This is a genomic window from Nostoc foliaceum FACHB-393, from assembly GCF_014698505.1.
GTDB classification, from domain to species: Bacteria; Cyanobacteriota; Cyanobacteriia; order Cyanobacteriales; family Nostocaceae; genus Nostoc; species Nostoc foliaceum_A.
Genome location: NZ_JACJTD010000028.1, coordinates 69523 through 82034, shown reverse-complemented (window position 1 = coordinate 82034; position 12512 = coordinate 69523). Strand labels below are relative to the sequence as shown.

Below are 12512 nucleotides of genomic sequence, written 5' to 3'. Positions count from 1 at the left end.
AGTTAGCTGCCTAAGTTAGCTTTACTTAAACTAGCTTGTCTTTATAATGGTTTCTACCTTTCCCAATCCCTCTTCTGTTGACCTATCTCGCATCCGACTTTCAATCCGTTCATTGCAACCGCAATTGGTAGAATGGCGGCGGCGATTGCATCAACAACCAGAGTTGGGTTTTCAAGAAAAACTGACGGCTGAGTTTGTCTCACAAAAGCTGCAAGAATGGGGGATTGATCATCAAACTGGCATTGCTCACACTGGGATTGTTGCCACCATCAAGGGTAACAAACTAGGTGCAGAGAAAGTTTTGGCGATTCGGGCGGATATGGATGCTTTGCCAATCCAAGAACTTAACGAAGTGCCCTACAAATCGCAGCATGATGGAGTGATGCACGCTTGTGGACATGATGGACATACTGCGATCGCTTTAGGTACAGCTTATTATCTGCAACAGCATCGCCAAGACTTCTCCGGTACCGTGAAAATTATCTTCCAACCAGCAGAAGAATCACCAGGAGGCGCAAAGCCGATGATTGAAGCTGGAGTTCTGAAGAATCCTGATGTTGATGCGATTATTGGTTTGCACTTGTGGAATAATTTGCCCTTGGGAACAGTCGGTGTGCGGGCTGGGGCATTGATGGCAGCAGTGGAGTGCTTTAACTGCACAATTTTGGGTAAAGGTGGACACGGCGCACTACCGCATCAAACAGTGGATTCAGTTGTAGTTGCAGCTCAGGTGGTGAATGCCTTGCAAACTATTGTCGCTCGGAATGTGAATCCCATTGATTCAGCAGTGGTGACAGTAGGCGAACTTCATGCTGGAACCAAGCGGAATGTGATTGCTGATACAGCGAGAATGAGTGCCACTATCAGGTATTTTAATCCTAGTTTGAAAGGCTTTTTCAACCAGCGTGTCGAGCAGATTATTGCCGGAATTTGTCAAAGTCATGGTGCGAGTTATGACTTAGAATACTGGTCACTTTATCCACCAGTAATTAATGATATGAAGATGGCAGAATTGGTGCGAACTGTAGCAGAAGAAGTGGTAGAAACCCCGTTGGGTATTGTGCCAGAATGCCAAACTATGGCTGCTGAAGATATGTCATTTTTCTTGCAAGAGGTTCCTGGTTGCTATTTCTTTTTAGGTTCTGCGAATCCAGAGAAAGATTTGGCGTATCCTCATCATCATCCCCGGTTTGATTTTGACGAAACGGCGTTGGGAATGGGTGTGGAAATGTTTGTTAGATGCGTGGAAAAGTTTTTGAATTAATCGCACCTGAAGAGTCATGTGACACAGTTTTAGAAAAGAGTGAATGGCAATCCTTGTGTGCCACTATCAATAAAAATCCTACCCCACCTGACACACCACCATATTTACGATTGCATATCTTGGTGACTTTTTAGGTCGAAGAGGTGATGGTGAACTTGGCGTGAAAACCATTTGGCTTGGGCTGCGGCAATTACACGATATCGCTGTCACTTGGAAACTTCTCTACTCAGATTCTCCGAAGACATCTTTGTAGTTAACGATTACCTCAGGCACGCTACGCGATCGCACAGTGGGTTTAATTCCTCACACCAAGCCCCTTTAAATCCTGCTCCTGTCTTTGTAGATTTAGGTTTTTGACCAACACACAACACAATGTCATGAAAAATTGACATTTTTGCCATTGCTCAACATCCAACTAGCTAATGATGTCATAATATCATGACAATTAGATCCCGGAAGGGCTGATAAATTCGTGTAACAGGCAAAAAACCTATGGAAAACACTTGATCCCTACATATGCTTAGTGGTTAATATTGACTTAACAAATAGAACTTCTCCGATCCCAAAGAAATGCTGATTTTGGCATAACTAAGGAATTGAAAGAAGTGACCCCAATTTAAAAACAGACTAAAAAACTTAAAAACTGGGCAAAACCAGGAGTCAGGAATAAGAAATTCATCTGGAGTGGATGACATTTTACATAGCATTCTTTAACCAGGGGAAATCATTTACCGCTTAAACTACTGGAGGCCAAATTAATGGCAAAAGAACGCCCGCCACTAGAGGAGATGACCTTACGCCAACTACGCAAAGTTGCTAGCGAATATAGCATCTCTCGCTATAGCCGAATGCGTAAATCACAATTGCTGGCATCAATTCAAGAAGTCCAGCGCAGCAAAAATTCGTTCAGTCCATCTCGTTCATTGGAGGCACAGGAAACCGTGGAAGCTGCAAAGTTTGAATTAGGTCAGGAAGATCGTACTGGTGGATCTCTAGCTGATGTTGATGAAGGACTCGCAGATTTGCCTTCTGGCTATGGTGAAAGCCGGATTGTTCTATTACCACGTGATCCTCAGTGGGCTTACACTTACTGGGATATTCCTAATGAGCACAAAGAGGAACTGCGCCGGCAAGGGGGACAACAACTGGCACTACGGATTTATGATGTCACAGACATCGATATCGAATACCAAAGCCCCCACAGCATTCAAGAATATCCTGCTGATGAACTAGCTAGAGAATGGTATCTACCAGTTCCAGTTAGCGATCGCGATTATGTGATCGATATCGGCTATCGTGCTGCTGATGGTCGTTGGTTAGTACTCGCTCGTTCTGCTAGAGTACACATTCCTCCCGTTTATCCTTCTGACTGGATAGAGGATGTCTTCATCACTGTCAACTTTGAAGAAGATTTGCGTGGTAAGACTCAATACGAACTAGTTCCCCCTGCCAAGAAGATTGCAGCTACCGCCAGTGGTAATCCTGTGAATACCAACGGCAACCCCATCTACGACCAAATCTTTGGTTTAGCCGAATCTGCCGAAGCACTACGGGTTGCTGGTTCTATCTTCGGCTCCCAGCACCAAGTACCAGGTTCAGCACGTCCTGAACAAGCCATTAGCTCCTACGTTTTCCCATCTGGTGTGGGTATGTGGGCAGTTCCTACCGTCTCTGGCTTAACTGCTTCCGGTGCAGGAATGTCAGGTGTTGGCTTCTCAGCTTCCGCCATACCAATGCGTCCGCGCCAGTTCTGGTTAATTGCCGATGCTGAGTTGATAGTCTACGGTGCAACCGAACCTGATGCTACCGTAACCATTGGTGGCCGGCCAATTCAGCTAAATCCAGATGGAACATTCCGCTTCCAGATGTCCTTCCAGGATGGTTTAATTGACTATCCGATTTTGGCTGTAGCTGCTGACGGTGAGCAAACCCGGTCAATTCAGATGAAATTTAACCGTGAGACACCATCCCGAAATACCAATACCAAAGAAGAAGCTGTTGTAGAATGGTTCTCTTAAGTTTTGGTGATCAGATTAACTCCAGACTGAAATTTTAAATTATTCCCCGCTATAGTAATTCTGTAGCGGTTTTTTTTGCATTATTATGTCTACAAAAAAATTATTTTTGTTATTTATCTTGATAATTGGTGCAAGTTTATTATCAGGTTGTCAAGAAATTGAAGCAAATTCAGTGCCAAAAGCATCTAAAACTTGTCCTGGCAAAGATCCTAAGTTCAGTATTGATTTTTTTAAAACCAATAATCAAGGTAAAAAAAATCAAAGAGGTATTAACAATGTGATTATTTTTAATCCCAAATCATCAGAATTAGATTTCAAAGTTAATGTTGGTATATCTCATAAACTTTATGCCAAAGATGCTAGGGGGAAACTGCGTAAAGAATATGTACCAAAGCAGTTTCGTGATCTCATTGCCGATGATAATGCCAAATTAAACGGACAGCTACCGATTGCTGCAATTAATGCTGACTATATAGATACTGATGATAAACCACAAGGCTTAAATGTTTCTCGTGGTGTCGAGTATTCAGGAGCATTTAAGAATAAGCGTTCTTCTTTTGGGATATCAGGAGGTAGACCCAAGCAGCGACAGGCTACTATCCAGGCTGGTAGAAGAAAAAGCGATATTCTCAATTACAATTTAGTGGGCGGTAATGGCAGATTCTATCGTCAGGGTAAGTTTAAAGACATTTGTCAAGATTTGGGAGAATTTGCTTGTAAAAATGCAACTAATCGTTCTTTGGCAGCTATCACTAATCAAGGCTATGTAATACTATTAGTTAATGACTTGAAAGCTAATTCAGATATTGAATTATCTCAAGTTAATCAAGAGTTACTGCCAGATATGTTTGATAATGTCCTGGAAGGCATTGCTAGCAATAACTGTTTAGGTAAGATTCAAGAAGGGATATTATTTGATGGGGGTATGTCTCCAGGATTGTATTATAACCAAAAAACTTATGTAGAAAATTTTGGGCCGATTGGTTCAGTTTTTTTGATCTACAAAAAATAAATTACTTGGTTAGGTTTTTTAAGATTTTGATGTTAGCAATCATACTTTTCAAACATCCTCTAACTTGAGATTAAAATCTCTATCTCAGGATTAATAGACGCAAAAGAACACTCTGTCGTAGAAATGATAATATATAGTGCTTTATAAACTTTGATCTATATGCTTCAGAGTGAAAGCTTACTTGTGGCCAAGCAACCTAATATTAGTATTGGCAAACTAGTTCGTGCCCTGCGGCAAGAGTTAAATCTGTCTCAAGAAAAATTTGCCGCCGAGTTTGATGTCACTTTTGCAACAATTAATTGTTGCGAAAATGGACGTGCAACACCTTCTCCTTTAGCAATACAGCGAATTAGTAGTTTACTCAATGAGTTAGGTGAACGTGGTCAAATTGTTAATTTAACATACTTCCGAGAAGAGGAGTAGGCTTTGTGAGTTCTGAATGAGAATCGGCCTTGGTAGCTTGGAATATAGATGATATAAAGGTGACAATAGAAAATAGCCAAAACAGCAACTTGCCGCTAAAAGGCAATCTCAATGCTTTGAAAAGTCACGGCAGAGCTGGGATTTTACGCTATATCTGTCCTTGAATATCCTCAAAAATGACTGTTTAGGATCATAAACCTCTGATTTAGAGGGGATTTTTCCCAAAAGATGACCACAGATATAGCCTGTAATCGACGCATGACCAATCGAGAGGAATCAGTGAAGAACGAGTCAACGTTAGCAAGCAACGCCGACGTAAATTTCCTTCTCGGTGGGGGTGAAATGGGTGCGCGGATGCGAGAACAGGACTGGTCAAAAACGTCCCTTGGCCCAACACAGCAGTGGCCACAGAGTTTGAAGACTGCTGTCCGAATTATGCTGACTTCCCGTCAACCTATGTTTGTCTGGTGGGGCGAGGAACTGATTAACCTTTACAATGACCCTTACAAGGGTATTATTGGCGGCAAACATCCAGAAGCACTTGGACAGCCAGCTTCCTATGTATGGCGGGAAATATGGGATCAGATTGGGCCTCGAGCAGAATCAGCGATGCTGAAGAACGAGGGCACTTACGACGAAGCGCTACTGCTAATTATGGAGCGCAACGGCTACCCAGAGGAAACCTATTACACTTTTTCATATAGCCCGGTTCCTAATGACCAGGGCGACACAGGTGGGATCATCTGTGCCAATACAGAGGACACGCAGCGCATCATCGGTGAGCGTCAGTTAGCGCTTTTACGCGAACTAGCGGCGAGGACGGCAGATGCACGGACATTTGATGAAGCCTGCACACTGAGTGCGAATTGTCTAGAGAGCAATCCTTACGACCTGCCTTTTGCAATGATTTATCTGGTTGACCCAGATCAGCAGCAAGTTTTTCTGGCTGGAACGTGCCGCATTGGGGAAAACCACGTAGCAGTTCCAGAAACAGTAGCTCTCGATTCTGATTCAGTTTGGCCCTTTGCGGAAGTGATTAGAACACATCAGGCAAAATTGATTTCCGATTTGGCAGTGTCTTTTAGTAGCTTACCTTGTGGTGTTTGGCAGCGATCGCCCCATCAAGCGATCGCTGTGCCAATTGCACCATCTGGTCAAACGGGAAAAGCTGGTATATTAATTGCTGGTTTAAATCCCTTTAGGCTATTCGACGATAATTATAGAGGATTCATCGATTTGGTTGCGGCTCAAATTGCAGCCAGCATCGCCAACGCCCAAGCCTACGAGGAAGAACGCAAACGCGCTGAAGCATTGGCAGAAATTGATCGTGCTAAAACCATCTTTTTCAGTAATGTCAGCCACGAGTTCCGTACCCCACTTACCCTGATGTTGGGGCCATTAGAGGAAACCTTAGCCAATTGTGCCACTCTGCTTCCAGCCAAAGAACGAGAGCAGTTAGAAATGGTGCAACGCAACGGACTACGCCTGCTGAAACTGGTCAACAGCCTGCTAGACTTCTCGCGCATTGAAGCCGGACGGGTTCAAGCTTCATACGAACCCACCAACCTTTCCACTTTCACCGCAGAACTAGCTAGTGTATTTCGTTCAACGGTAGAACGGGCAGGGATGCAGTTATCAGTCAATTGTCCTTCCCTCCCAGCACCAGTGTATGTAGATCGAGAGATGTGGGAAAAAATTGTTCTTAACCTGCTCTCAAATGCATTTAAGTTCACGATGGTTGGAGAAATTACTGTCAGCTTACAGTGGTCAAATGACCATATTGAGTTCGCAGTGAAAGACACAGGAATTGGTATCCCAGCAGAAGAAATCCCACACCTTTTTGAACGATTTCACCGCGTCAAAGGAGCGCAAGGACGCACTTTTGAAGGATCAGGAATTGGATTGTCGCTGGTGCAAGAATTGGTGCAAATGCATGGTGGAACAGTCCATGTCACCAGTGTTTTAGGAGCAGGTAGTTGCTTTACTGTGTCAATTCCAACAGGATCTGCTCATCTGCCTCCAGACCGGATTAGTGCCCCTCGAACCTTGGCTTCAACTGCATTAGGGGCAACACCCTATCTAGAAGAGGCACTGCGTTGGCTACCTGAGGAAGGGAACAGAGAACAGGGAACAGGGAATAGGGAAGAATCTTACCTATCACCTATCACCTATCACCTATCACCTTCTCCTGCCCGAATTCTTCTAGCTGACGACAATGCAGACATGCGCGATTACGTCAAGCGGCTGTTAAGTCAGCATTATGAGGTGGAATCAGTGTCGGACGGTTTAGCTGCTTTGAATTCTGCTCGTGGGCGTGTACCAGACTTGGTACTGACGGACGTAATGATGCCTGGATTAGATGGCTTTGGACTGCTGCAAGAATTACGAGCTGATCCGCAGACGAGAAAAATTCCAATCATCCTGTTGTCGGCACGGGCGGGAGAAGAGGCACGAGTGGAAGGGTTAGAAGCGGGAGCCGATGATTACTTAATTAAACCGTTTTCTGCTCGTGAATTGTTGGCGCGGGTGGAGGCAGCCCTCAAAATGGCTCGTCTCCGCCAGGAGGCAATGGAACGGGAGCAATATCTGCGAATTGAAGCTGAGGTGGCGAAAGCACACCTAGAGACTGCCTTAGCTGGCATCCAAGACCAGTTTTTTGTGTTGGATCGAGAGTGGCGTTATACCTTTGTCAATGACCAGGTAGCAGAAGTTGTTGGCATCCAAAAGGAAGAGTTGCTAGGTAAGATCATTTGGGAAGTGTTTCCAGATGTGGTCAAAAGCGAGTTTTATACTCAGGTTCAGCGGGCGTTCGCACAAAATACCGTTGTTCAGTTTGAATACTTTTATCAGGCTTGGCAGCGCTGGTTTGAAAATCGCGTCTACCCGAATGCTTTTGGAGTAAGCATTTTTGTTACAGATATCAGCGATCGCAAACAGGCAGAGAAAGCACTTCGTGAAAGCGAAGAACAGTTCCGCAATATGGCTGATAATGCCCCCTTCATGGTTTGGGTAACTGATACAGATAGCTACTGCACATATCTCAGTAAAAGCTGGTATGAGTTTACAGGTCAGAGCGAGGAAATGGGTGTGGGATTTGGCTGGTTGAACGCCGTGCATCCAGAGGATTACAATCAGGCCAAGAATGTTTTCCTGCAAGCTAACAGGCGCTACGAGGATTTCCGTATCGAGTATCGCTTGCGGCGCAAAGATAGCGAGTATCGCTGGGTGATCGATGCTGCTAATCCTTGGTTTGGGGTAGACGGTCAATTTAAAGGTTATATTGGCTCAGTAATTGACATTACCGAACGCAAGAGTGCAGAAGCCGAACGCGATCGCCTCCTGCAACTTGAGCAAGCTGCCAGAACTGAAGCCGAAACAGCCAACCGCATTAAGGATGAGTTTCTGGCAGTGCTTTCCCATGAATTGCGATCGCCTCTCAACCCTATTCTTGGTTGGGCGAGACTCTTACAGACTCGTGAGTTTGATGCAGCAGCGGTGAAGAAAGCTATTGCAACCATCGAGCGGAATGCTCAATTACAAGCTCAACTAATTGAAGATTTGCTCGATGTCTCTCGCATCTTACAAGGCAAGCTCAACCTCAACATGTTTCCCGTCAACCTAGTGCTTGTGATTGAGGGGGCATTAGAGACAGTGCGATTGGCCGCAGAGGCTAAAAATATTAAAATTCAGACAATGCTAGATGCTTCTTTTGGGCAAGTTTTGGGTGATTCCGGTCGCTTACAACAAGTTATCTGGAATCTCCTATCGAATGCCGTTAAATTCACTCCTGAAGGAGGAAAAATTGCTATTCAACTGGAGCGCGTTGATACTCAAGCTCAAATTACCGTCAGCGATACAGGCAAGGGAATCAGCCCTGAATTTCTTCCTCATGTGTTTGAATATTTTCGTCAGGCTGATAGCACAACAACCCGAAGGTTTGGTGGGTTGGGCTTAGGATTAGCAATTGTCCGTCATCTGATAGAATTACATGGCGGCACGATTTGGGCAGAAAGTTTAGGTGAAGGGCAAGGAGCTATTTTCACGGCTAGGATACCGCTCATCAAAAAAAAGTTAGCCCCAAAACAACAGATAATTGCTGCCTTAAATGCTTCTCCTACAACTGAAATCCTTGCAGCGATCCAAATCTTAGTTGTGGACGATGACGATGATACTCGTGAATTCCACACATTTGTCCTAGAGCAAGCTGGAGCAAGGGTGACTGCTGTGGCATCGGCAAAAGAAGCACTGCAAGTATTGGCAGAGTCAGAACCAGATATTCTGCTCAGTGATATTGGGATGCCAGAAACAGATGGCTATATGCTGATGCGCCAAGTTAAAACATTGCAGGCATTGCAAGCTAAACAGATTCCCGCGATCGCTTTAACTGCTTATGCCGGAGAAATCAACCAGCAACAAGCACTCGAATCAGGGTTTCAAAAACATATGTCCAAACCCGTCGAACCAGAGGAGTTAGTCAAGGCAATTGCAACTCTGATTGCAAGGAGTGAGAATAGCTGAGTGTTCGGCTGCTGTGCAGAAACCATGTAAATGCATGTTTATACCAGAGGAATTTATGAATTTATTCGTGCAAGAAATACCAGCGTTAGATATCTCTCCAAAAACCATTCAAGAAACACCCTCACCAGCCACAGACCCACTAATTGCCCGCAGTTTACAAAAAGAGCAGTATTTTGGCATTATCTGGCTCGCGATCATCCTGATTGCTGCTGTAGGATTTTTTAGTCGCAGAGTTGAATATGCTATTGCGATCGCTATTATTCTCAGTGCAATTTTAATTGCTTTCTTTTTGTTCGTATAGCAAGGGCTGGGAAAATTCAAATAACATTTGCCAGAGCGATCGCTCACCAAATCCCGAAGCCTTAAAGCTACGTTGTCTATTTTGAATAAAATTGCGTTTTTATCGAAACATATGGGATAATTTGCCAAGATCAAAAGAAAATCTAAACCTTCTTATTCTTATAAAACAATGGATTCAAGATTGTTAATAAAGATGTGGGTAATAGATAGTTTAAAAATGGCAGAAATTGAGAGTTTTGTGCCAGCAAATTTATTCGGGTTTGGGGAAATTTAAAGCTTATGTAGCAACAATGTTATAAGACTTGTGTATACAGCGTAGCTCCTACGGGTGAGAGAAAATTTAGCTTTAGTTAAAGGCATGGAGAGGTTCATCGGACTTACGTTAATCTAGCTAAAACTATTCCTAATCTTGTCTGACTTTATCTTTAATTTAGAAATTTAATTATTAATTTAAATTTTCGCTATTTTGATTAATTGCACAGAATATATCGGTAATTAATTGAGTATTTAATATAATTTTGGGGAGATGCTGGCGAGTTACCTGAGCAGCTAAATTATTCAATTAACCTAACTCATCAAATCTTCATATATTTGAAGTCTAGTTTATCTTTTATAGGAAAAATAATGGGAATAATAAAGTAAATCGGATTAAGCAAATTAGTTAGCTATGAGCCACATATGTCCTATCTCCAAAATCTGTGCTTGTCGTAATATTGCACGCTGCCGGACTAAGGAGGCAGGTAGGCTCTTTCTCTGGTTCCCCGTTCCACATACCCTGAAAAAAGTCACCACCTACCTACAGCAGTTTGCCCTTGAGTATGAACTGATGCACGAGCGTCCAGGTCTGAGTTTGGACTGTAGACCCGGACAGTCCCTAGAAATTGCGCGTAATCTGGCCCAACTACTTGCACCGAGAGAATTAAAAGAGACGCAAGTCCTTTTCATTCAAGGCGCTATGCAACCTCAACTCCACGATTTTAGTGATATAACCTCATTACAACGCTTTATTAAGTTCAACCAATCCGACTGGCTGATTGAAATGCTGGCAACAGAACGATTCACCAGTTACTTTCAACCAATTGTCTCAATTAAGGATACATCGCAGATTTTTGGATATGAATCGCTCTTGCGGGGACTGGATGAACAAGGCAATTTAGTGTTACCGGGGCCAATTCTGGAGTTAGCAACCGAAGCCGGACTCCTACCACAACTTGACCAAGTGGCTCGCCTCAGCACAATTACTCAATTCAGCCGCTATCAAGTGAGTGGGCACATCTTCATTAATTTTGCACCAACATCACTTTATGATCCAGCTTTTTGCCTACGTAGTACGGTAGAGGCAATTGATGCTGCTAGCATTCCCCATGAGCGGGTTGTTTTTGAAGTCGTGGAGTCAGATAATCCTCAAGATTTAGCCCACCTCAAAGCAGTGCTCCAATACTACCGGGATGCTGGGTTTTTAGTCGCCCTTGATGACCTAGGTTCTGGCTATTCCAGCCTAAACTTGCTGCATCAGTTACGTCCAGATTTTATCAAGCTGGACATGGAATTAATTAGAAATGTGCATCAAGACCTGTACAAAGCCTCAATTACCGAGAAGCTTCTAGAGATTACTCAAAAATTAAACATCCAAACCGTTGCTGAAGGAATTGAGTGCATTGAGGAACTGAACTGGCTGCAAGAACGAGGTGCAACTCTTGCTCAAGGCCATTTGATTGCTAAACCCAGTGCAATGCCCGTTACTACAACCCCTCATTTTGATACGATCGCGTTAAATGTAGCATTGGCAAATTGTAAGCAGGTTGAGGGGCATGTCCAACACCAAAGCGAGTCCGAGCGAATTGTCGCGGCTGTGACGCAGCGAATTCGACAATCGTTAGAGTTGGACGAGATTTTGCAAACCACAGCAGCCGAAGTGCGACAACTGTTTGAGGTAGACCGAGTGGTGATCTACAAGTTTGAGCCAGACTGGAGTGGATTAGTCGCTGTAGAATCCTTAGCAGAAGGGTGCATGTCGATTTTGGGATTTCACGTCATGGACACCTGCTTTCAATCTACACGTGCAGCTTACTATCAACAAGGTAACACCAGAGCGATCGAAGACGTTGAAAATGCGGGACTATCGCCGTGTCATGTTGACCTTTTGCGGAGTTTGCAAATCCGGGCAAACCTTGTTGTGCCTATTTTGCAGCAAGAGCGTTTGTGGGGACTATTGATCGCTCACCAATGCCGTAATAGCAGACAATGGCAGCAATCGGAGATTAATCTATTTAACCAGTTAGCGGGACAAGCTGCGATCGCTATTCAGCAATCAGAACTTTACCACCAATTACAACAAGCAAACCATGAATTACAGCGTCTTGCCTGTTCTGATGGTCTAACCCAAGTGGCAAATCGACGTTGCTTTGATGATACGTTAAACGCACAGTGGGAAAGGTTGGCACGAGAGAAAGGTTCGCTATCTTTGATTTTGTGTGATGTCGATTACTTTAAGCTTTACAACGATACGCATGGACATCTGGCAGGAGATGATGGACTCAGACAGGTTGCCAAGGCAATTTCTCAGACAGCTAAACACCCCGCTGATTTAGTCGCTCGTTATGGTGGAGAAGAGTTTGCGGTCATTTTGCCAAATACTGATATCGAAGGGGCCATGGCAGTTGCAAGAGATATTCAGAAGAATGTTAGTGCATTAAAAATGCCTCATCTCTATTCTCATGTCAATGAATTCATCACCCTAAGTCTTGGTGTGGCAACCATCACTCCTCATAGCCAATTATCTCCCGCAATCTTAATTGCTGCTGCTGACCAGGGACTCTACCAGGCAAAAGCACAAGGAAGAAATTGTGTGGTGCAGATGGATTGTGAGAATGCTGACGTTTAGATATCTCTTTTAGCGCCAGTCTCTATGTTCTGTGCCAATTTTCCTGAATATTGTCGATAAGATGATTATTCAATTCTGCTGAGAGAACGCATT

The 12512-nt window shown here is 43.9% G+C and carries 8 protein-coding genes and 1 pseudogene; 8 read left to right on the top strand and 1 reads right to left on the bottom strand.

What is annotated here, in order from left to right; all coding sequences use genetic code 11:
• Positions 1-46 precede the first annotated feature (46 nt).
• Positions 47-1264, top strand: coding sequence for a M20 family metallopeptidase (locus H6G92_RS22035; protein WP_190895730.1), 1218 nt, complete (start codon positions 47-49; stop codon positions 1262-1264).
• A gap of 8 nt (positions 1265-1272) precedes the next feature.
• A pseudogene (locus H6G92_RS41340) lies at positions 1273-1517 on the top strand (IS4 family transposase); the annotation flags it as partial.
• Positions 1518-1524: 7 nt separating this feature from the next.
• Here H6G92_RS41340 and H6G92_RS22020 read toward each other — a convergent pair.
• Positions 1525-1665, bottom strand: a complete 141-nt coding sequence (locus H6G92_RS22020) for a hypothetical protein (RefSeq protein ID WP_190895728.1) — start codon at positions 1663-1665, stop codon at positions 1525-1527.
• A 357-nt stretch (positions 1666-2022) separates the two neighbouring features.
• Here H6G92_RS22020 and H6G92_RS22015 point away from each other — a divergent pair, with 357 nt between their 5' ends.
• The 6 genes from H6G92_RS22015 (at position 2023) to H6G92_RS21990 (ending at position 12419) form a co-directional block, all read left to right on the top strand.
• A complete protein-coding gene (locus H6G92_RS22015) occupies positions 2023-3282 on the top strand; it encodes a DUF4912 domain-containing protein (RefSeq protein WP_190895727.1) in 1260 nt (419 codons plus the stop codon).
• Positions 3283-3367: 85 nt separating this feature from the next.
• A complete protein-coding gene (locus H6G92_RS22010) occupies positions 3368-4294 on the top strand; it encodes a phosphodiester glycosidase family protein (protein ID WP_190895726.1) in 927 nt (308 codons plus the stop codon).
• Positions 4295-4453: 159 nt separating this feature from the next.
• Positions 4454-4717, top strand: coding sequence for a helix-turn-helix domain-containing protein (locus tag H6G92_RS22005; protein ID WP_190895725.1), 264 nt, complete (start codon positions 4454-4456; stop codon positions 4715-4717).
• 228 nt (positions 4718-4945) lie between these two features.
• Entirely contained in the window at positions 4946-9235 is a 4290-nt protein-coding gene (locus H6G92_RS22000; RefSeq protein WP_242059268.1) for an ATP-binding protein, read from the top strand.
• A gap of 55 nt (positions 9236-9290) precedes the next feature.
• A complete protein-coding gene (locus H6G92_RS21995; protein WP_190895724.1) occupies positions 9291-9536 on the top strand; it encodes a hypothetical protein in 246 nt (81 codons plus the stop codon).
• 666 nt (positions 9537-10202) lie between these two features.
• A complete protein-coding gene (locus H6G92_RS21990) occupies positions 10203-12419 on the top strand; it encodes an EAL domain-containing protein (protein WP_190895723.1) in 2217 nt (738 codons plus the stop codon).
• The last annotated feature ends 93 nt before the right edge of the window (positions 12420-12512 follow it).